Here is a 20,412-nt window from a genome sequence, read left to right as displayed (position 1 = left end):
GCTATGTTTACGAACTTTTTTTACCAATTACGACGAGAAGGCGTTCCCGTTTCCCTTACCGAGTGGATGACCTTAATGGAAGCTCTCAGTGTCGGCTTGGCTGATTCCAGTCTCTCCGGATTTTACTACTTGTCCCGGGCAATTTTAGTTAAAAGCGAAAGTCACTTTGACCAATATGATGTGGCATTTCAGAGATATTTTCAGGGGATCGAAACACCGGAACAATTGTTGGAGCAAGTTTCCCAATGGCTCGCCAATCCTCTTCCGGAAAAACTCTTTTCTGATGAGGAACGGAATGAACTTCTCAAGAAACTAGGCTTACCGGATTGGGAAAGCTTACGAGTTGCTCTCGAAGAACGTCTGCGCACACAAGACGGACCTCACCATGGGGGAAATACCTGGATCGGGACAGGCGGGACATCACCTTTCGGCCACTCCGGCTTCCATCCTGGAGGCGTAAGAATTGGCGGAAAATCTCACGGCCAATCTGCCATAAAAGTGGCTGCTGAACGGAATTACAAAGAATACCGCCGGGACGAAACCTTGGGTGTCCGTCAATTTGAACTGGCCCTGCGCGGTCTGCGTCAGTTTAGTACCCGTTTGGAGGGAGCCAAGGACCAACTTGACCTGGATGCCACCATTGACGAAACCTGTAAAAATGCCGGGCAATTGAAACTTATCTGGACAAGACCTCGTAAAAATTCCGTCAAAGTCATTGTCCTCATGGATGCAGGTGGTTCAATGGTTCCCTATGCTAGAATCTGCAGTCAACTTTTCTCAGCAGTTCATAAATCATCGCATTTTAAAGATTTAAGGTTCTATTACTTCCACAATTGCATCTATGATCTCCTCTATCTTGATCCTTCCTGCAATCCCCGTAAAGCAATTAAAACAGAAGATGCCCTGAAATCCCTCCACTCTGATTACAAAGTTCTCCTCATCGGAGATGCGGCCATGGCGCCGAGTGAACTGCTGATGAGCGACGGCAACATTTTTTGGGATATCGGGAATACAGAGCCGGGAATAACCTGGCTGAAACGATTAGCGCAAAAGTTTCCTTATCAGGTGTGGCTTAACCCAATACCTATGGCCTATTGGGAACGGATTCACGGATATCAAACTATCAAAATGGTCCGCGAAATCTTCCCTATGTATGAATTAACTCTCGAAGGTCTAGATCGGGCTATTAAAAAGTTATTGGTGCGCAAATAGTCTCTCTTACTGATACAATTTAATATTTTTGAGATGTTCTGCATAGGTCTTGGCAAAGGCATGATATCCGTCTTTTTTCGCCACATAATATAAATAATCCGTCTGGGCGGGATACAAAGCCGCTTGCAAAGAAGCATCTCCGGGGTTGGCAATCGGCCCCGGTGGTAAGCCGCGGTGAAGATAGGTATTATACGGTGAAGGTATCTGAAGATCCCTGTTATAGAGCTTTGCTTTGGGCGTATTCAATAAAAATTGAATCGTAGCATCAACCTGAAGAGGCATGTTGCGCTTCAAGCGATTCATTATTACCGAAGCGATCAGTGGGCGATCCGTTGCTTTCGCTGCCTCTTTTTCTACCAAAGAAGCCAGGGTTACCCACTGAAGTACCGTAAGTTTCGAATTGTTCAGTCGAGTTTGAACCTCAGGTGTTATTTCCTTGGCAAATTGCTGCAGAAATATGTCAATCACAGCATGAGGGCTCATCTTGGGATCGATGAAATAGGTGTTCGGATAAAGAAAACCTTCTAAACGGTGAATTCCTGCCGGAGCCCCAGTAAGAAATGAATAGGGAAAAGAATCGTCCGTGACAACCTTTGTATAGTCTTCTTTACTGCCGAGTCCCTTTTGCACGAGGAGATCAATAATTTGTTCCGTGGAATAACCTTCGGGAATCGTTATCCTAATGGAATTAGAGATCTCTTCGCCTTTGATTAAGCGTTCAATAATTTCAGCCGGTGTCATAGTAGGTGACAACTCATAATCCCCGGCATACATTTTGAAATTTGTCTTCTGCGATCGCACTAACCAACGAAACAAATTGGCACTGCGAATAAGGTGACGCTGTTCTAATTCAGTGGCTAATTGATCCGTTGTTGTTCCTGAAGTAATTGTAATTGTTACGCTGTTCCCTGTTGAAGAGTAAGGTTTAGTAGCCCAGGACCACCACGACAACAATACGATACTCACCGCGAGCAAAAGTAAAATTAGCCGCGCACGTAAATCCCTACTCTTTTTCTTTCCGGACACATTTTCACACTCTCTTTCCAAAAAGACCCAGATAAACTTATGTTCCGATCCGCAAGATGCGATTAGCCGGGGCATAAGAATCCTGACCCAAAAACTGCTTTGTTACATTGCCTTTTTCGTCCCGGATTACTTTCCACACATTTACAACAATTCCTTTGGTACCAATTTGATCTACTTTTACTCTACCTCTCCGTAAACTCGAATCATAACGACGTATCGTTCTATAGTTCCTGACTTTCAAGATTTGCCGTTCAAGACGAACGGTTTTTCCTGTCTTTTTGCCATAAAGCTTAATCGTCAGTACCCCTGGTTTAACCTCTGTTCGTATATAGGCCAAGCTGCCTGTATTATTCTTAAATTTAAAATCGATGTTGGGGTAATTGACGGTGGCGTCCTGACCGGCCGGAATATAAGTCACTGCTACATCATGGTGTTTTCGTTCAACGACCTCTAAATTACTGAGGAGAACTGCATTGTAGAGGGTTGAGGAAACTTGGCATACGCCCCCTCCTGTCCCCTTAACATACTCGCCATTAATAATAACATAAGCTTCTTTATATCCGGTTTCAGGCTCCCTTGGTCCTACTGCATTATTAAAAGAAAACGTAGCCCCAGGCTTGATTGCTTTGCCGTCTAAAGCTTTAGCGGCCGCAGTCAAGTTTTCCGAACGATTAACTTCTCCGACGGCAAACTTCGTACTGAATTCTCCAAGAACAGAACCCGCCAAGGACTGGATGGATTCAGTCGTAACTTTCGCCGGAACCTCAACCAACGGAGCCTTAATTTGTTTTGGAACTTCAGAAAGGGAACTATTCTGTAGGTTATTAATTAATTGATCTGCCTCAACTTTTTTGCCCTTCTGAGCAGGAGTGATAACAACTTTATCGTTTTGTATTTTAAAGGTTGCATCTTTCGCTGGTTGATTAAATTTCTTTAACTTTTCTTCCAGAACTTTTGTTGCCAATTCAGGATTAGCTTTTAAAACACTTGGTATAACGTTATTAAGACCCTGACCCTGACCCTGACCCTGACCTTGACTTTGATTTTGCTGAGTGTTTTCCAGAGTGTTTTCCAGAGTTTTTTCGACATCAACTTCATATCCCAGCTCCTTTAAGGTGATGGGAATCTCCGTTTCATTGTACAACAGGACACGAGATTCTTCCAGCTTGTCCTTCGCCCAATCGTTAATTTTACTAGAGGCTTCACTTACAGGAACGCCACTTAAATCCAGATCATTATCTACTTTTGTCCCCTGAGGAATTACCTTACTCTCTTCGTTGACCTCATTAGCCTCGTTAGCCTCTTTATCCGGGTTCACAGCGCTTTGAGTGGAAGGTCTCGGGTTATTGATATTAAGCTTGGATTGATTTGAAAAGGGACTGCATCCTCCAATAAGCAAACATAAAACAATACTCAGGAAAATAATAATAATTTTCAATGCCCACACCTCCACTTTCGTGGATTTAGTATTTCCGTTGTTTTACGGCTTTATCGTCAAGATTTAGTCCTTTCAAAAATATACCTATATTAAAAAAACAAATGGCAGAAGAAACCCACTAGAAAAACTCTGTGAGGTCTTCTGTCATTATGTAAACTACTAATCTAAGATCTTTAATTAGTCCTCGTCTTAGTCCTCTTCAGATTCGACTAAGTTTTCCCAGGCGTCAGCTACTTTTTCCCACTCTTCATCATCTTCAATGTCGAGCAGCATTTCTCCGCCCTCGTCATCTTTACCGAGCTTAAGAATAATGGCTTCATCGGCATCTTCATCTTCGGAGTCCTCCTCCGAAATAGGCATCAGCACAAAATAGGTTGATCCATCGACTTCCAAAGTGTCAAGATGAAGAAACTCATGGTCTTTTCCTTCATCATCAGTAAGTACAACTGTGTCAAATTCCTCAGCGTCATGCTCATGTTCATGGTCGTGTTTATGTTCAGACATGTATTTCACCTCTTATCTAAGAATATGGACATTGTACTATTGTAGGTAATGATTGTCAAATATTCAATTAGGAATATTTTTTGCATGCCTGCGATCCAAGTATCCTTGAAGAATAAAGACCGCCGCCATCTTGTCAATCACTTGTTTCCTTTTGCCGCGAGAAACATCAGCTTCTAACAAAGCCCTCTGGGCGGCCACCGTGCTGAGACGCTCATCCCAACGCTCTACAGGAAGCCCAAACTCTGCACGCAAACGATCCACAAATTCATCCGTCAAAGCACAGCGAGGCCCCAACGTCCCATTCATATTCTTCGGATAACCAATAACGATCTCAGACACCTCATACTCTTTAAGCAACTCCCCTAATTCTTCAATCTCCCTTGGGGAGCGTCTAATTGTCTTAATCCCCTGAGCCGTCAAAAATAACGCATCACTCACCGCCACACCAATCGTCTTAGAACCAAAATCCAAACCCATAATCCTCATCCAAATCCACCTTCCCTAAACCCCATCATCCCCGTCCCACTCCATACCTGAGAGACGGGCCGATTTGACCCCAGTCATTTCCGCTCACAAGACCCTTGAGCAGAGGGAGCATCATAGCCGAAGCTAAGCAATTTACACCAGTTTGCGAAGCAATGCCCATGCCACTCCCTAGACCCATAAGACTTGCCAAAACAACGCCCACCCTGCGTCCTCTCCATACCCAGGAGACGGGCGATTCAACCCCAGCCACCTTCCGCTCTCAAGACCCTTGAGCAGGGGGAGCGGCATGGCCGGAGCTGAGCGATTTACGCCAGTTTGCGAAGCGGAGCCCATGCCACTCCCCCGACCCCAAAGACCCGGAAGAAAAATCGCCCGACTCCCACCTAAACAATTTTCAAGCAAAAATGCGGACATACCCTCCCGCAATACCCGCAGAGCACACAGGCCTCCTGATCCACGACAGCAGTCTTCTCAATATGCAAAGCGTTCTGTGGACAAGCCTCCTGACAGCGTCCACATCCTTCACACCAGTCTGCAATATAAAGCTTCCTTGGTTTATGCTTAACCTTTTCTCGAAGAGCTTGAGGTACCTCTTGGCCGGACACCAAAAGAAGATTATAATCCACTTCATCAGGACTCGACATTCCTAAAGCCATAGCCTGAATACCCGGTACCTTTTTAACAAAATCAATAGCCTTTTGAGGATCTCGGCTTAAGTGGCCGCCTCCAAACACTTTCATAGCATAAATTCCAACGCCGATCTCTGCGGCAAAGGACAGGGCCTGCAGCATATCATCCAAAGTACCATCAATAATCCCTAGTCCCTGGTAATTTATAATCGGGTGAATAACATCCAGCCCTGGCTGAAGGGCGCCCGAACGAACACCGTCTACAGCATGGGTAGAGATGCCAATCCAGCGCACTAACCCCTTTTCTTTGGCCCGCAGCAGTTCCTCCCAGGCTCTTGAATGTCCCTTTAACGTCAGAGCACTTTCTTGCTCATGAAGCAAAAAGAAATCCAGAACATCCCTATTCAGTTCTGAACGTGCTTTCTCCAGACTTTTGCGCAAGTCTTGTTCCGTAACGGCGTAAGATTTGCTGATAATCCGAACTTGAGGATAATCCTTGACAGCTTGTGCTATTTGCCCGTAGTTATCATATATTTCTGCCGTGTCAATCCAGTTGATCCCCCGTTCAAGAGCATATTTTAAAACGTCAACCCCCTGAGCTTCAGTAACTCGCCCCTGCAAGGGAGAAATCGCCAAACTCCCAAAACAAATCTCAGACACCATCGGCCCCCATGAACCTAGTTTAACCTGATTCATCTCTGTCTCCTTCCCCAGTCAAGGTCTTTAAGCGCTTTACATACTTTTCCATTCCCGGGCAGCTCGGAGCAGCCGCAATCTCTGCTCCTTCACCGGCCAAAACCCTGGCGAAAGTAACAAACTCCGCACCACGATCAGTAATGCGGAGTTTCAAAACGTTAATAATCCCTGCCCCTGACACCAAGGCCAGCTTTGCTTTATTTCTCCTGCAAGTAGGACTTAACGAGTTCTTCGATCAGCTCAAAGCGTTCAAGTTTACGAATCATTGCCCGTGCCTGATTGTGGCTGGTTATATAGACCGGGTCACCCGACATGAGATAACCCACCATTTGGTTAATAGGGTCATATCCTTTTTCTTGTAAGGCCGCATAGACTTTCTGCAGAACTTCACGCGCGGATACATCTTCCCCGACAGCCTTAAACATCATGGTTTCTTCCATACGATCCATTTTCCTGTCCCCCTTTCGCTGTCCTTTGTTAACCTACTACCTATATATTCTCGCTGTCCTAGTTCTTCTCCTCTATTTCTTCAATAATCCTCGGAGAATCGTTGGCACTCGATCTATGGCCTCACCCAGCTTACTGGGATCTTTCCCTCCGGCTTGAGCCATATCGGGACGGCCGCCGCCGCTCCCGCCGGCGATTTTCGCGACTTCCTTAATAATCTGTCCGGCATGAAGCCCGCTTAAACCTGTTGGACTGACTGTTGTAACAAAGTTTACCTTCCCTTCATGGACAGCCCCCAAAACTATGACTCCTGCCTTCAATTTACCGCGCAAAAGATCTGCCATCTGCCGAAGTCCTTCCATATCAGAGGCCTGAACTTGAGCAGCAAGTACAGAAATTCCTTCAATCTCAGCAACGCGGTTTAGTAAACCTTCCGCTTCATTTTTGCTGAGCTTTGCCTGAAGCTGCGAAATATCTCGCTCCAGATCCTTGACTTGAGCAACAAGACCTTGAACTCGTTTGCCCACATCTGTCGGTTGAGATTTGAGCACTTGAGCAACTTCCATTACTTGCTCATCAAGGGAACGAAGGTAATTCAAGGCTTCTAAACCTGCTACGGCTTCGATTCTGCGTAAACCGGCACCAATTCCGCCTTCACTGAGAATTTTAACCAGTCCGATTTCTCCCGTGCTGTGAACGTGAGTTCCGCCGCACAATTCCTTACTGAAGGTTCCCATGGTTACAACACGAACTCTTTCACCATATTTTTCGCCAAAAAGAGCAGTGGCTCCGCTTTGTTTAGCCTCATCCAAAGACATTTCCGTAGCATCAACGGTCATATTTTTTAAGACTGCCTCATTAATAAGGCCTTCAACCGCTTTTAGATCATCTGGAGTTAGGGGCGAAAAATGAGTAAAGTCAAAACGCAAGCGCTCTGGTGTCACCAAAGACCCTGCTTGCTGCACATGTTCCCCAAGAACGGAACGCAGTGCCGCTTGTAATAGGTGTGTAGCGCTGTGATGCCGTGCTGTTGCCATACGATCCGAATTATCAACAGCTGTTTCTACGGTTTCTCCGACATGCAAAACCCCGGTCAGAATCTCAACCCGATGATACAGGGTTCCCGTAACTCCCTTTTTTACCTCCAAGACTCGAGCCTCCGCCCGTGAGGTTTTCAAGACGCCCTTATCTGAGACCTGACCGCCGCTTTCGGCATAAAAGGGTGTTTCAGCCAAGAAAACAGTAACTTCTTCGCCTTCGCCGGCATCTTGCCTTTCTTCCCCATCCACAAATAAGCCGACGATCTTTGTCGTATTGGAGATTTGCTGATAACCTACAAAAGGCGTTACTCCCAATGCTTTAACTTTTTGAACCAAGTCCGCACTTTCAGCGACAGCCCGCATCTGCTGAGACTGTTCCTTGGCTCGCTGACGGTGTTCTTCAGCAGAAGTTTGGAAGGATGGCATATCTACAGAAAGTCCTTGTTCCGCCAAAATTTCTTCTGTCAATTCCACGGGAAAACCATAAGTCTCATAAAGGTAAAAAGCATCGGGACCGGCTAAAACAGTCTCTCCCTTCTCAATTAGCTCTTTGACCTTATCTTGCAGCATTTGCGTTCCTTGCTCCAACGTTGCCTGAAAGTTTTTCTCTTCTAAATTCAAATGATTAATAATAAAATTCTCATTTTCAATCAGTTCAGGATAGGCTTGAGCATAATCCCTTTGAATAATTCGAAATACCGACTCCAAAAATGGTTTATCAATCCCAAGAAGTTTGGCATAGCGAACTGCACGTCGTAAAATACGGCGTAAGACATACCCTCGTCCTTCATTATTTGGCCGAATTCCGTCTGCCAACATAAAGGAAATCGCCCTTACATGATCAGAAACGACTTTCAAAGCAAGATCATTTTTAGGATTCTCCTTATACTTTATGCCCACAAGACCGGCAACAAAATCAATAATCGGGCGGAATAAGTCCGTATCGAAGTTAGTCTCCACTCCTTGCATAACAGAAGCGATCCGTTCCAAACCCATCCCCGTATCAATATTTTGTTTAGGCAAAGGGGTTAGAACTCCAGCCTCATCTCGATTATACTGCATGAAAACCAAATTCCAAATCTCCAAAAAGCGGTCGCAATCACATCCTACAGCACAATCCGGTTGACCGCACCCTCTGGACTCACCGAGATCAACATAGATTTCTGAACAAGGCCCGCAAGGTCCTGTCGGGCCGGCCGCCCAAAAGTTTTCCGGATCGCCAACGATTCTTTCCGGCTTAACCCCGGCTTTTTCGATCCATAGTTTTTTCGCTTCCTCATCTTCCGGATAAACAGTAATCCAAAGCTTCTCGGCAGGTATTTTCAAGACTTCAGTTACATATTCCCAGGCCCAGGGAATTACTTCATTTTTAAAATAATCGCCAAACGAAAAATTTCCCAACATCTCAAAATATGTATGATGACGTGCGGTTTTCCCTACCTCTTCCAGATCCGGCGTACGCACACATTTCTGAGCCGTTGTGGCTCTGGGAAATGGAGGCTCAACGCGGCGCTGAAAGTACGGCTTAAAGGGAACCATGCCCGCAACCGTTAGCAACAAGGTCGGATCATCTTTAGGAATGAGCGAAGCACTAGGTAATATCTTATGCCCTCTCTCCTCAAAAAACTTGCGAAACATATCCCTTAATTGATTACCTGTATACATTCGAAAACACTCCTTTAGATTCATCGCACTAAAAAATAATCCCTTCCCCACAACTGTCAGGGACGAGATGTTTCGAGCTGCTACCCTGCTTAATTTCGGGCTAAAAAACACGTATTCTCATTCGTTTACACAAATTCTCATTATTTCTAAAGTATATACAGGTAAGGACTTCTTTGTCAACCGTCTCAAACTTGGGGCGAGACGAGCTTGTTGTAAAAATGCCGAAGTAATACCCGAATCACGGCGGCACATGGAACTGCAAGCAGCATTCCCCAAAATCCTGCGATCTCGCCGCCGGCTAAGAGGGCAAACATAACCCAAAGAGGATGAAGTCCCACACTATCTCCCATTAATTTCGGAGATATTATATTTCCTTCAATTTGTTGGACAACCAAGATAACCAGGGCAACTTTTAAAGCCATTCCCGGGGACTTGGTTAACGCTAACAAGACTGAAGGCACAGCGCCGATCACAGGACCGAAATAAGGGATTAAATCAAACACCCCGCATAGTAAACCGATAAGCAGAGCATACTCCATCCCTAGCAGCTTTACCCCAATACCTATGAGTAATCCGACAATGACGGCAACAGCCAAATCTCCCCGGACAAATCGACGCACCGTATGGCTAATGTCCTGCCACAGACGTCTCCATTCCATACGCTGACGTTGAGGAACCAGACGAAAAAATCGGATACTGATTTTCTTCCAATCCGCCAATAAATAAATCGTTATTACCGGCGAAAGTATGTAAAGGGTTACTGTAGACAAAAGACCCGGCAAACCGGCAATAACCTTATTGAGCCGATCGGCGAGTATAATTTCTCCTTGTCCAAGATGTTGATCGATAACGATTGCCACACGGCCAGGCAATCCACTGGCTTTAAAATGATTCCTAAACTTTTCGATTTCTTCAGTAATTGTCTGGATCGTCACCGGCAAAATTGATACTAACCTTCCAAGTTCTGTATAAACAATTGGCAGAATCAAGAAAACAGCCACACCTATGATTATTAGAATTACGATAAATACCACGGCAATTGCTTTATTACGGCTAATTCCCTGCTTTTCTAGGCCATCAACAAAAGGGTTCATTAAATAAGCCAGCAAAAAACCCATAACAAAGGGGCCTAAAATTGTTTTAACTTTTAAGAGCAATAGCATTCCTAAAACGAGACAAACAACGACAAATAACCATTTCCAAGGAATGTTCTTCCAATAGGGACGGCTTATATTTGCATCCATTAATAACCACGCCCCTCGCTCAAAATGTTCATTCGTTTTACAGTTCCTGCAATACGATATAGAAAAAGCGCGCAAAGCGCGCGCTTTAGCAAAACCTACCATAGAGTTTGATTACCTGATGAGTTCTAAACAACTAAAATCTCAAGCTGCGCTGCAACCGACCCTTTTTTCTCGTGCGGGAATCACCTGAAGGCCTAAAGCCGCCATCCAAGTTATTCAACGGCGGCACTTGGCGTCTCTTGAGCCAGCGCCGGATCGTTCCAGGCTACTAAAGAACCATCTTCTGCTAAATCGTAAACGACAACTTTGTCAGTTTGAGTTGTAAATTCCACACAACAATCCCAGCAATAATACTGTTCGACTCCAACCTTACCTATGGCGCGCCCCGAGCAAACCGGACAATTCATGATTGATAGCCCCCTTCAATTGCTTGATCCAAGGGAGATACTTGATTATCAACGATTAAGATATCCTTCCCATCGATCATGACGTGCGGCCTCAGGATCTTACCCCGGCCATGAAGAAGGTCTGCGAAGAGTCCGTCTGAGATCTCAAAGCCAACCAACTTTTCTACGGAATCATCAACAAAAATATCCTCAATCGTTCCTCTTGAGTCTCCAGCTTGGGTATAAACTTCATTCCCGATTTTTTCAGACCATCGTGTTCCTCTGAGTTCTTCCAAGGTCTTCTCTTGGATTGTAACTGCATCCTTGCCCACACTTACAATGGCCTTACGGGGAATTCCTTTCGTCGTGTGAAAGAGATGTCCGCCTTCCAGGAGAATTCCGGCAACTTCATCCTTGTTACAGTCCAAAACCAAGTCCTGTACCCAACCTATTGATGCCCCCTTTTTTAAATCCAAAACAGGCAGGCCGACAATCTCACGTGAGCGGCGCATCCTTTTCACCTCCCAAGAAATCCTATGTATACTCTTCCCTGGTACTCAAGAATTCATTCATGATTCGGTAAAATTAGTGGTCAGTTTGGGCGCTGATTTTACCGCCGCCTACGACCACATTTCCTTGGTAAAAAACAACAGCTTGCCCTGGAGTTACTGCGCGCTGGGGTTTATCGAAACGTACTACAACCTTACCCCCGCTTAAAGGTGAAAGGGTTGCTGGCGCCCCGGAAGAGTTATAGCGAATTTTAGCCTCTGCTTTGATTGGTTCTTTTAAATCAGGAATAGAAATCCAATTCAAATCTGTCGCCCAAAGGGTGTCTGAATAAACCTCATGGTCATCACCAAGAACAACTTCATTGCGAGAGGGGTTTAAGCCGACAACGTATTTAGGTTTGCCAAAAGCAACTCCCAGCCCTTTTCGCTGGCCAATTGTATAATGAATAATTCCTTGATGCCTTCCTAGTACATTCCCTTGAAGATCAACAAAGTTCCCCGATTTAATTCTATTTTTCGCTCGTTCACGTACAAAGGAAGCATAATCATCATCGGGGACAAAGCAGATCTCTTGACTGTCCGGTTTGTTGGCAACCCCTAAGCCCAGTTCACCCGCCATTTTGCGAACCTGATCTTTTGTATACTCTCCCAAAGGAAAAATTGTATGGGCAAGTTGTTCTTGATTTAGCATATAGAGAGCATAAGTCTGATCCTTACGGGCATCCGAACTTTTACTTAGAAGAAAGCGATTACTAACCGGGTCACGCAGAACTTGAGCATAATGTCCTGTAGCTATGTAATCAGCCCCCAAGCCGCGAGCTTTGCGCAGCATTTCCCCAAATTTAACATATTTGTTACAAGCTAAACAAGGATTCGGAGTTTCTCCCTCCAAATAAGACTGGGTGAAATAATCAACAACAGTTTCCTTAAAATAAGAACGAAAATTCATAACATAATGGGGTATGCCAAGTTGATAGGCAACCCGCCTGGCATCGTCAATAGCCGAAATCGAACAACATCCTCCTTCGACTTCCGGTCCGGCTGATTCCCAAATCTGTAAGGTTACCCCAATCACTTCATAGCCTTGTTCTTTAAGTAAAGCGGCGGCCATGGAACTATCCACACCGCCGCTCATACCTACTACGACTTTAGGCTTTGTAGTCAGAGCCATAATCATCTATTCCTTTTTTTCCTGTTTTTCATGATAGTCTTTAATAGCTGCGTGGAGCGCATCCGCTGCAAGGTTGGAACAATGCATCTTGGCCGGAGGCAGACCGCCTAAAGCTTCAGCTACCGCAGCGTTGGAGATCTCCAGAGCTTCATCAAGAGTTTTCCCTTTAACCATCTCCGTAACCATGCTGCTGGTAGCAACGGCTGCTCCGCAGCCAAAGGTCTTAAACTTAACGTCCTTAATAACGTCCCCTTCTACGTCTAAATAAATACGCATAATATCTCCACATTTTGCATTCCCGACTTCGCCAACGCCATTGGCGTTCTCGATTTCTCCAACATTTCGAGGGTTTGTAAAATGATCCATGACTTTTTCAGTATACATTCTTGCCCACTCCTTTTTTAGCAATTTCCAATAACTATATCGCTTTATGATTTTATCCAGTTTTTAAGGCCTCCACTTCCAGAAGCGGGGGTGGGTCCTTCGTAAACTTCAGGTGGGGGAGAGTCCTCCTTCGCCGCTAAGTATTCCTTTTGGAAAAGGCGGCTCGACAATAATGTCCACTGGACATTATTGTATCTGAAGCCCCGATGTTCAGCTTTAGCTGAACGAATTCACTCTATCTTTAACCAGTAATCTGGAATTTCACGCCGCAAATGAGTTAATATCCTCTAGATATTACTGTGCTTTTTTAGCGTGAACCGCTTGATCGTAAAGAGGCGACATCATACGCAGACGTTCAACAATCTTGGGCAATTGTTCAAGAACATAATCAATGTCTTCTTCCGTATTCTGGCGTCCTAAGGTAAAGCGCAGAGATCCATGAGCGATTTCGTGAACCAGCCCCATGGCCAATAAAACATGAGAAGGATCTAAGGAACCTGAAGTACAGGCCGAGCCGCTCGAAGCCGCGATTCCCAGCATATCCAAAGAGAGCAGCAGCGATTCTCCTTCAACAAATTGGATACTGATGTTGACATTGTTCGGCAAACGTTTGTCTCCAAGAGGCCCGTTTATTTTTACATAATCAATTTTCTCGACGATACCATTCATGAGCTTATCTCGAAGCTTACTAAGGTGCTGAGCGTCTTCAGCCATCCGCCGACCGGCAAGCTCACAAGCCTTGCCGAAGCCGATAATACCCGGTGTGTTTTCCGTACCTGAACGACGTTTCTTTTCTTGTCCGCCGCCATAGATTCGGGGAGCAACCCGGACACCCTTGCGGATATAAAGCGCTCCGACACCTTTAGGACCATAAATTTTATGACTGGAGATGGTTAAAAGGTCTATTGCCATTGCTTTGACGTCAATAGGAATTTTGCCCAAAGATTGGACAGCATCAACATGAAAGACGACGCCATGCTCTTTAGCCAGTTTACCGATTTCAGCAACAGGCTGGATCGCTCCCACTTCATTATTAGCGTGCATCATGGTGATGAGAATTGTATCCGGGCGGATGGCCTTTTTAACAGACTCCACGGAGACAATCCCTTCTTCATCCACAGGAACAATAGTCAGGTCAAAACCGTTCTTCTCCAGATATTCGCAGGTTTCCAGCACGGCATGATGTTCTACTGCAGAGGTAATAATATGCTTGCCTTTCTTGCTCAGAGCTTCTGCTGTCCCAAGAATGGCCAGATTATCAGCTTCTGTTCCTCCGCTGGTAAAGGTAACTTCTGAAGGTTCTGCACCGATTAATTCAGCGACTTGGCGTCGGGCCTCCTCCAGGGCTTGCTTGGCTTCTCTGCCAAAACTATGAACACTCGAAGGATTGCCGTATTTCTCAGTATAGTAAGTCATCATTAAGGCTGCTACTTCCGGATCAACCGGAGTCGTAGCACTGTGATCTAAGTAAACGCGCCGCATAGGCTCACTCCCTTTATTGTAATTGTGAAACAGTGGTCAGATATAGTACATATATAAGCTGCGTTCGGATTCAAGCTTTTGGGCGTCCAAGAGCATTGTTTCCAGGGTAATGGAATCTAAAACTTCGGCGATTGAGTCTCGAACCCTCTCCCAAATCGTCCGTGTAATGCAATATTCCGCCTTAGTGCAACATTCCGGATCTTCCTCGGAGACACATTCGGTAGGAGCTATAGGCCCTTCTAAAACGCGAATAATATCGCCAACTTTGATTTTGTCGGGTTCTCTTCCGAGTAAGTAACCGCCTTGAGCTCCTCGTACGCTTTTTACCAGTCCTGCTTTGCGTAATCCGGCAATAAGCTGTTCCAGGTAATGTTCAGAAATTCCTTGCCTTTCAGAAATGCTTTTTAAGGATACAGGACCTTCACCCATATGCTGAGCTAAGTCAAACATAGCCCTAACTCCATATCGACCTTTGGTAGAGAGTTTCACACCCTCACCTCTTTCCAAGAATTAAAATCCTCGTATGATCTTTCTAGGGATATCTTATTAAAATAGTCGGGATTTGTCAAGTCTATATCCAACTCTTTTACTATTCTTTTTAAATATTGGCTTTATAAGCTATTTAATATACCAAAATTCCTTAAGGGTTGTACATCCATATGCTATAATTTAAGTGTGATTTAAACAGTACTTTAAATCTTCCCAGAAAGGACATCGACTCAATGAATTTGTTTTCAGCTACTTTCGATCAGCATCAAGTTGCCCCCCTTGCAGAGAGAATGCGCCCCCGGACTCTTGATGAATATATTGGGCAGCAACATATACTTGGTCCCGGAAAGCTGCTCCGCCGGGCAATTGAAGCGGACCGTGTTTCGTCCTTGATTCTCTACGGTCCGCCCGGTACAGGCAAGACCAGTTTAGCTCAGGTCATTGCTTCGCAGACTACATCTCGCTTTGTCCGAATTAACGCCGTTACTTCAGGTGTCAAAGAATTGCGTGAGATAACTGTCCAGGCAACCGAAGATCTCCACCTCTATGGTAAGAAGACGTTAGTCTTCTGTGATGAAGTTCATCGCTTTAACAAGGGTCAGCAAGACGCTTTATTACCCTCCGTTGAAAACGGAACGATTACCTTTATTGGCGCAACTACCGAAAATCCCTTTTTTGAATTAAATTCTGCCCTTCTAAGTCGTTCAACTCTATTCCATTTGGGGCTTCTTACTCCTTCTGAAATTCGTCTCGGTCTCGAAAAAGCTCTGCAAGACTCAGAACGCGGCTTAGGCCGGTACAATGTTCAAGTATCCCCCCAGGCTTGGGAGCATTGGTTAAATTATGCCAATGGAGATTTGCGCAGAGCCCTTAATGCCCTGGAACTCGCTGTAATGACGACTCCTGCTATAGATGGTATCCGCTGTATCTCCCTTGAAATTGCAGAAGAATCCATTCAACAACGTGCTCTGCGTTTTGATAAATCCGGAGATAATCATTATGACATCATTTCCGCATTTATAAAAAGTATGCGCGGCTCAGACCCGGATGCCGCACTCTACTGGTTAGCCGTACTATTAGAAGCCGGCGAAGACCCTCGTTTTATTATGCGCCGAATTATCGTCCATGCCTCAGAAGACGTCGGTCTCGCCGACCCCATGGTCATGCTTCAAGCTCAAGCCGCTGCCACTGCTCTCGAATGGATCGGAATGCCTGAGGCAAGGATCCCTATGGCCCAAGCCGTTTTAGCCATCGCTGCCGCTCCCAAAAGCAACAGCGCTGTTGCCAGTATAGACAGGGCTTTAGCTTATGTGAAAAACAACCCCACCGGGGAAGTTCCACTCCACCTGAGGAGCAGCAGTTACACGGGCGCTGAGAAATTAGGCAATGGCCAAGGTTATCTCTACCCCCATAACTACCCAAATCATTGGGTAAAACAAGATTATCTTCCTCCCCAAGTTCAAGGACAAGTGTTTTACACCCCTTCAGGAATGGGAAAAGAACGTTCTCAAGACTAAATATCTAAAGAGCCTTCCACGTAGCAAACAACTATGCGGAAGGCTCTTTCTTTGTTAAGAAATTGTAAGTTGTAGTTTAAAGCTGAGCTTCGATCATTTTCACGAGATCTGGTTTTCCCCGGAAACCTACGATTTTGTCAACCAGTTGACCACCTTTAAAAATTGCAAGCGTCGGAATGCTCATAACTCCGTATTGCCCGGCAATAGGTCCATTCTCATCAACATCGACCTTACCAATTACCATTTTGCCAACATAAGAGTCTGCTAACTCTTCAACGACCGGAGCTACCATTCGGCACGGACTGCACCATGGAGCCCAGAAATCTACCAAAACCGGTTTTTCAGATTTTAAAACTTCTGCGTCAAAATTTGCTGTCGTAAAGGTTTTAACATTTGCACCTGCCATGATAATCCCCCCAATTAAAATTAATAGTAACCATTGCTTACTTAATAAATTTGGTTAGCACCCCAATTAGTTCTTCGATGGCGGCTTCCTGATCATTGCTTTCAACTGCATTACGCATACATCCACGGGAATGATGTTCAAAAACGATGGTACCAACTTTGTTAAGGGCAGCACGCACAGCCGCTACTTGGATCAGTACATCAACACAGTACTTATCACTCTCAACCATGCGCTGTATCCCTTTAACTTGGCCCTCAATTTTTTTTAGTCTGCGCAGGAGATCTTCTTTCGATTCTAAATAAGGCGTTGAATTTAACATACCGTTTTTCCTCCGATACCCTAAGGGGGTAGCTACAATGCTATTATATCTAAGTGCCGGGATTATGTCAAATAGTTCCCCTAAAAATACAAGAGCATTTTGCAGGAAAATTCAACAACTAAAGATACCTTATACCTCCAGGACCTATTTCAAAACGGTTTTTATGCTTAACTCTTTTAATTGTTTGTCCGAAACGGGTGATGGGGCATGGGCCATAAGATCCGAGGCACTTTGCGTTTTAGGGAAGGCTATAACATCTCGAATATTATCTTTACCTGTCAGAAGCATAATCATACGGTCAAGTCCAAAGGCAATCCCGCCGTGAGGAGGCGTTCCAAATTCAAAGGCTTCGAGAAGATGCCCAAATTGAGCCACTGCTTCCTCATCTGATAATCCCAGTAACCTAAATAGCTGCTCTTGAACACCCCGGCGATGAATGCGAATGCTCCCGCCGCCGAGTTCGATACCATTGAGAACCATGTCATAGGCTTTAGCCCGAACTTGCAAAGGATCTGTCTCTAAAATCGGCAAATCTTCATCCATTGGCGCTGTAAATGGGTGGTGAATAGCGACATAGCGTTTTTCTTCCTCATCATATTCCAGCAGCGGAAACTCAGTAACCCAAAGGAAATTGAACATATCCTCAGGGATAAGGTTCATCCGTTTCGCTAACTCCAAGCGCAAATGCCCCAAAGCATCACAGACAATGGGATATTTATCGGCAACGAAGAATACGATATCTCCGGTTTCAGCCTTTGTAACTTCGATCAGGGCCTGCATTTCTTCTTCAGTGAAGAATTTTGTAATGGGAGATTTGATTCCTTCCTCAGAAAAGACGATCCAGGCTAAACCTTTGGCGCGGTAAGCAGCAACGAATTTTCCCAGATCGTCAATTTCGCGGCGGGGCATGCCTGCACACCCTTTGGCACAGAGACATTTAACACTTCCGCCGTTTGCCACTACATTAGCAAAAACCTTAAATCCCGACTTTCCGACAATCTCTCCCACATCAATGAGTTCCATGCCGAAGCGCGTATCTGGTTTATCGGAACCAAACCGGTCCATAGCTTCTTTATAGGTTAAGCGCGGAAAAGGAACCGCAATTGACTTGCCGATCGTTTCCGAGAAGATTCGAACCATTAACTGTTCCATCATAGATAGAATATCTTCAACTTCGACGAAGGACATCTCCAAATCAAGCTGCGTAAATTCCGGCTGTCGATCTGCTCTCAGGTCTTCATCCCGAAAACAGCGGACGATCTGGAAGTATTTCTCCAACCCGCCAACCATTAACAGTTGTTTAAATTGTTGCGGAGACTGAGGCAGCGCGTAAAATTCTCCCGGATGTACGCGGCTGGGAACAAGATAATCTCTGGCACCTTCAGGTGATGAGTTAACAAGCATCGGAGTCTCAATTTCATAAAAACCCTGACCGTCAAAAAAGTTGCGCATGATTTGAGTTACTTGGTGCCTTGTTTTAAATACAGCCTGCATTTCCGGGCGGCGCAAATCAAGATAACGATATTTCAAACGCACAGTTTCATCCACATCCACCTGATCGATAAGGTAAAAGGGCGGTGTTTTTGCTCCATTTAAAACTTCCAGTTTTTTAGCGATAACTTCAATTTCTCCCGTGGCTAAATTGGGATTTATCATTCCTTCTGGACGGGCAATCACTTGCCCTAAAATGGAGACAACATACTCCGAGCGAAGGCTTTCCGCCAAACTAAAACTATCTTCCATTTTTTCAGGATCAAAAACCACTTGAACAATACCTGAGCGATCCCGAAGATCAACAAATATCAAACCGCCATGGTCACGACGACGCTGAACCCAACCTAACAATCGTACCTCATCGCCCACTCGGTTTAAATTCAACACTCCATTGGGGACACGTTCCGAAAATACTGTCATTACTTAAACTCCTCTCTGATGCTTCGTATAGATGACTTCAATGGCTTTAGACAAAGAAACTTCGGTTTGTTCTCCTGAGTTTAAATCTCTGAGAAGAAGAACCTGTCGTTCCAACTCCTCTTCTCCCAAAATAAGGGCCAACTCTGCGCCTTCACGATCGGCAGCTTTCAGCTGCGCTTTTAAGCTGCGGCCCAGAAGATCCATGCTTACCGGAACCCCTTTTCCCCGTAAAGCATTCATAATGGCAAACCCTTCGTTTTGAGCCTTGTCTCCCAAGGCAATAAGCATAGCAAAAAGTTTTGGCTTAGTATCAGGGAATTTACCCTGGACTTGAAGGGCCGCTAAGACCCGCTCTAATCCCATCGCAAAACCGATGCCCGGAGTAGCCGGTCCGCCGATTTCTTCGACAAGACCGTCATAACGGCCGCCTCCGCAGATAGCGCTCTGGGCCCCGATTTCCTCCACCATGACTTCAAAAGCCGTTTTAGTATAATAATCCAGCCCTCGAACCAAGCGGGGATCAACCCTATAGGCCACTCCAGCCCCAGATAATAGACTTAAAACTTTTTCAAAATGACCTCGGCAATCATCACAAAGGGTATCTAAGGTCGTTGGCGCTCCTTCCGTTACCGCTTGACAATTGGGATTTTTGCAGTCCAGTATCCGCAGAGGATTTCGCTCATAACGTTCCTGACAGTCCTGACACAATTCGGACTTGCGAGTCGTCAAGAACCTTTGCAATTGCTCCCGGTGAGCAGCTCGGCAGGTTGGACACCCTACCGAATTAAGATGCACTTCCAAGCCACTTAATCCGAGCCTTTGATACAAATCCCAAACTAAACAAATGACTTCGGCATCAACGATAGGTTGATCGGCGCCTAAGACTTCCACTCCAAACTGGTGAAACTGGCGAAATCGTCCGCTTTGCGGACGCTCATAGCGAAACATTGGTCCAGTGTAATAAAGCTTAACCGGCTGCGATTGGCCATAAAGCTTGTCCTCAACATAGGCCCGGCAGACCGAAGCTGTGCCTTCCGGTCGTAAGGTCATCGACCGGTCTCCCTTGTCTAAAAAAGTATACATTTCTTTTTTTACAATATCTGTTGTTTGACCGACTCCTCGCTGAAATAGTTCCGTTGCCTCGAAAATTGGCGTTCGTATTTCTTCATACCCATAGTCCCGACAAACCCTCCGAATCGTTTCTTCGAGGTATTGCCATTGTTCGACGGTCCCCGGCAGCAAGTCCTGAGTTCCTTTTGGTCGTTGAATCGCCATGGTCGTTCCTCCTTAGGAAATAATATACATTCTGATCGTAAAAAAAGTTCTCGTTCCTTGCTTTGAGCAAGGGACGAGAACTTCTCGTGGTGCCACCCTTATTGACGGAATTTATCCGCCCACTTTTCAGTCGTTAACGAGACCATCCGCAGTATCAGCTACTCCCGCTTAGC

22 protein-coding genes are annotated in these 20,412 nt (G+C 45.3%); 2 read left to right on the top strand and 20 right to left on the bottom strand.

Annotated elements, in window-relative coordinates; genetic code table 11:
* Nucleotides 1–3: 3 nt before the first annotated feature.
* Nucleotides 4–1,212 carry a vWA domain-containing protein gene (locus tag ACPUYX_RS19520; protein ID WP_426381278.1) on the top strand — a complete coding sequence of 403 codons (1,209 nt, stop codon included), beginning with the start codon at nucleotides 4–6 and terminating at the stop codon, nucleotides 1,210–1,212.
* Nucleotides 1,213–1,218: 6 nt separating this feature from the next.
* Here the strand turns inward: ACPUYX_RS19520 and mltG are convergent, their stop codons facing one another.
* The 16 genes from mltG to ACPUYX_RS19440 form a co-directional block, all read right to left on the bottom strand.
* Nucleotides 1,219–2,238, bottom strand: a complete 1,020-nt coding sequence (gene mltG / locus ACPUYX_RS19515) for an endolytic transglycosylase MltG (protein WP_426381277.1) — start codon at nucleotides 2,236–2,238, stop codon at nucleotides 1,219–1,221.
* Nucleotides 2,239–2,275: 37 nt separating this feature from the next.
* On the bottom strand, nucleotides 2,276–3,685 hold the full coding sequence (locus ACPUYX_RS19510) for a VanW family protein (protein ID WP_426381276.1): 1,410 nt from the start codon (nucleotides 3,683–3,685) through the stop codon (nucleotides 2,276–2,278).
* A 180-nt stretch (nucleotides 3,686–3,865) separates the two neighbouring features.
* Nucleotides 3,866–4,180, bottom strand: a complete 315-nt coding sequence (locus tag ACPUYX_RS19505) for a DUF1292 domain-containing protein (protein ID WP_426381275.1) — start codon at nucleotides 4,178–4,180, stop codon at nucleotides 3,866–3,868.
* Nucleotides 4,181–4,243: 63 nt separating this feature from the next.
* Complete coding sequence (gene ruvX, locus ACPUYX_RS19500; RefSeq protein ID WP_426381274.1) at nucleotides 4,244–4,666, bottom strand: Holliday junction resolvase RuvX; 423 nt, start codon at nucleotides 4,664–4,666, stop codon at nucleotides 4,244–4,246.
* 25 nt (nucleotides 4,667–4,691) lie between these two features.
* A complete protein-coding gene (locus ACPUYX_RS19495; protein ID WP_426381273.1) occupies nucleotides 4,692–4,868 on the bottom strand; it encodes a hypothetical protein in 177 nt (58 codons plus the stop codon).
* 181 nt (nucleotides 4,869–5,049) lie between these two features.
* Entirely contained in the window at nucleotides 5,050–5,991 is a 942-nt protein-coding gene (locus tag ACPUYX_RS19490; protein ID WP_426381272.1) for an aldo/keto reductase, read from the bottom strand.
* Nucleotides 5,978–6,145: a hypothetical protein gene (locus tag ACPUYX_RS19485; protein ID WP_426381271.1), complete on the bottom strand. Its 168-nt coding sequence runs from the start codon at nucleotides 6,143–6,145 to the stop codon at nucleotides 5,978–5,980. The genes ACPUYX_RS19490 and ACPUYX_RS19485 overlap by 14 nt, the downstream gene beginning before the upstream one ends.
* Before the next feature lie 43 nt (nucleotides 6,146–6,188).
* Nucleotides 6,189–6,440, bottom strand: a complete 252-nt coding sequence (locus tag ACPUYX_RS19480) for an IreB family regulatory phosphoprotein (RefSeq protein ID WP_426381270.1) — start codon at nucleotides 6,438–6,440, stop codon at nucleotides 6,189–6,191.
* Nucleotides 6,441–6,512: 72 nt separating this feature from the next.
* Complete coding sequence (gene alaS, locus ACPUYX_RS19475; RefSeq protein ID WP_426381269.1) at nucleotides 6,513–9,143, bottom strand: alanine--tRNA ligase; 2,631 nt, start codon at nucleotides 9,141–9,143, stop codon at nucleotides 6,513–6,515.
* 185 nt (nucleotides 9,144–9,328) lie between these two features.
* Nucleotides 9,329–10,387, bottom strand: a complete 1,059-nt coding sequence (locus ACPUYX_RS19470; RefSeq protein ID WP_426381268.1) for an AI-2E family transporter — start codon at nucleotides 10,385–10,387, stop codon at nucleotides 9,329–9,331.
* A gap of 212 nt (nucleotides 10,388–10,599) precedes the next feature.
* The gene (locus tag ACPUYX_RS19465) at nucleotides 10,600–10,794 is read right to left on the bottom strand and encodes a hypothetical protein (protein WP_088226226.1); all 195 of its coding nucleotides are present in this window, start codon (nucleotides 10,792–10,794) and stop codon (nucleotides 10,600–10,602) included.
* Entirely contained in the window at nucleotides 10,791–11,285 is a 495-nt protein-coding gene (locus ACPUYX_RS19460) for a PRC-barrel domain-containing protein (RefSeq protein WP_426381267.1), read from the bottom strand. The genes ACPUYX_RS19465 and ACPUYX_RS19460 overlap by 4 nt, the downstream gene beginning before the upstream one ends.
* A 73-nt stretch (nucleotides 11,286–11,358) precedes the next feature.
* On the bottom strand, nucleotides 11,359–12,453 hold the full coding sequence (gene mnmA, locus ACPUYX_RS19455; RefSeq protein WP_426381266.1) for a tRNA 2-thiouridine(34) synthase MnmA: 1,095 nt from the start codon (nucleotides 12,451–12,453) through the stop codon (nucleotides 11,359–11,361).
* 6 nt (nucleotides 12,454–12,459) lie between these two features.
* Entirely contained in the window at nucleotides 12,460–12,837 is a 378-nt protein-coding gene (gene nifU / locus ACPUYX_RS19450; RefSeq protein WP_047809700.1) for a Fe-S cluster assembly scaffold protein NifU, read from the bottom strand.
* A 294-nt stretch (nucleotides 12,838–13,131) separates the two neighbouring features.
* Entirely contained in the window at nucleotides 13,132–14,319 is a 1,188-nt protein-coding gene (gene nifS, locus ACPUYX_RS19445) for a cysteine desulfurase NifS (RefSeq protein ID WP_426381265.1), read from the bottom strand.
* Between the two features lie 36 nt (nucleotides 14,320–14,355).
* Nucleotides 14,356–14,808, bottom strand: coding sequence for an RrF2 family transcriptional regulator (locus ACPUYX_RS19440; RefSeq protein WP_426381264.1), 453 nt, complete (start codon nucleotides 14,806–14,808; stop codon nucleotides 14,356–14,358).
* Between the two features lie 233 nt (nucleotides 14,809–15,041).
* Between ACPUYX_RS19440 and ACPUYX_RS19435 the strand changes: the two genes are divergently transcribed.
* A complete protein-coding gene (locus ACPUYX_RS19435; protein WP_426381263.1) occupies nucleotides 15,042–16,325 on the top strand; it encodes a replication-associated recombination protein A in 1,284 nt (427 codons plus the stop codon).
* 76 nt (nucleotides 16,326–16,401) lie between these two features.
* On the opposite strand, the gene trxA is transcribed toward ACPUYX_RS19435, so the two are convergent.
* From trxA to hisS, 4 genes are all read right to left on the bottom strand, one after another.
* Entirely contained in the window at nucleotides 16,402–16,731 is a 330-nt protein-coding gene (gene trxA / locus ACPUYX_RS19430; RefSeq protein ID WP_088226232.1) for a thioredoxin, read from the bottom strand.
* Nucleotides 16,732–16,768: 37 nt separating this feature from the next.
* Nucleotides 16,769–17,050, bottom strand: coding sequence for a metal-sensitive transcriptional regulator (locus tag ACPUYX_RS19425; RefSeq protein ID WP_426381262.1), 282 nt, complete (start codon nucleotides 17,048–17,050; stop codon nucleotides 16,769–16,771).
* Nucleotides 17,051–17,194: 144 nt separating this feature from the next.
* Nucleotides 17,195–18,964 carry an aspartate--tRNA ligase gene (gene aspS / locus ACPUYX_RS19420; RefSeq protein ID WP_426381261.1) on the bottom strand — a complete coding sequence of 590 codons (1,770 nt, stop codon included), beginning with the start codon at nucleotides 18,962–18,964 and terminating at the stop codon, nucleotides 17,195–17,197.
* 3 nt (nucleotides 18,965–18,967) lie between these two features.
* Nucleotides 18,968–20,239, bottom strand: a complete 1,272-nt coding sequence (gene hisS, locus ACPUYX_RS19415) for a histidine--tRNA ligase (protein ID WP_426381260.1) — start codon at nucleotides 20,237–20,239, stop codon at nucleotides 18,968–18,970.
* Nucleotides 20,240–20,412 lie beyond the last annotated feature (173 nt).

The organism is Desulfosporosinus sp. SYSU MS00001 (genome assembly GCF_049943955.1).
Lineage (GTDB): Bacteria > Bacillota > Desulfitobacteriia > Desulfitobacteriales > Desulfitobacteriaceae > Desulfosporosinus.
This window is presented reverse-complemented; position numbering and strand designations above follow the sequence as displayed.

Coding starts and splice junctions, on each gene's coding strand:
- ruvX (WP_426381274.1), bottom strand. CDS start 4,666: ATGAGGATTATGGGTTTGGATTTTGGTTCTAAGACGATTGGTGTGGCG.
- ACPUYX_RS19480 (WP_426381270.1), bottom strand. CDS start 6,440: ATGGATCGTATGGAAGAAACCATGATGTTTAAGGCTGTCGGGGAAGAT.
- ACPUYX_RS19460 (WP_426381267.1), bottom strand. CDS start 11,285: ATGCGCCGCTCACGTGAGATTGTCGGCCTGCCTGTTTTGGATTTAAAA.
- ACPUYX_RS19470 (WP_426381268.1), bottom strand. CDS start 10,387: ATGGATGCAAATATAAGCCGTCCCTATTGGAAGAACATTCCTTGGAAA.
- nifS (WP_426381265.1), bottom strand. CDS start 14,319: ATGCGGCGCGTTTACTTAGATCACAGTGCTACGACTCCGGTTGATCCG.
- trxA (WP_088226232.1), bottom strand. CDS start 16,731: ATGGCAGGTGCAAATGTTAAAACCTTTACGACAGCAAATTTTGACGCA.
- ACPUYX_RS19505 (WP_426381275.1), bottom strand. CDS start 4,180: ATGTCTGAACATAAACACGACCATGAACATGAGCATGACGCTGAGGAA.
- ACPUYX_RS19490 (WP_426381272.1), bottom strand. CDS start 5,991: ATGAATCAGGTTAAACTAGGTTCATGGGGGCCGATGGTGTCTGAGATT.
- ACPUYX_RS19520 (WP_426381278.1), top strand. CDS start 4: ATGTTTACGAACTTTTTTTACCAATTACGACGAGAAGGCGTTCCCGTT.
- alaS (WP_426381269.1), bottom strand. CDS start 9,143: ATGTATACAGGTAATCAATTAAGGGATATGTTTCGCAAGTTTTTTGAG.
- ACPUYX_RS19465 (WP_088226226.1), bottom strand. CDS start 10,794: ATGAATTGTCCGGTTTGCTCGGGGCGCGCCATAGGTAAGGTTGGAGTC.
- nifU (WP_047809700.1), bottom strand. CDS start 12,837: ATGTATACTGAAAAAGTCATGGATCATTTTACAAACCCTCGAAATGTT.
- ACPUYX_RS19425 (WP_426381262.1), bottom strand. CDS start 17,050: ATGTTAAATTCAACGCCTTATTTAGAATCGAAAGAAGATCTCCTGCGC.
- aspS (WP_426381261.1), bottom strand. CDS start 18,964: ATGACAGTATTTTCGGAACGTGTCCCCAATGGAGTGTTGAATTTAAAC.
- ACPUYX_RS19435 (WP_426381263.1), top strand. CDS start 15,042: ATGAATTTGTTTTCAGCTACTTTCGATCAGCATCAAGTTGCCCCCCTT.
- mnmA (WP_426381266.1), bottom strand. CDS start 12,453: ATGGCTCTGACTACAAAGCCTAAAGTCGTAGTAGGTATGAGCGGCGGT.
- hisS (WP_426381260.1), bottom strand. CDS start 20,239: ATGGCGATTCAACGACCAAAAGGAACTCAGGACTTGCTGCCGGGGACC.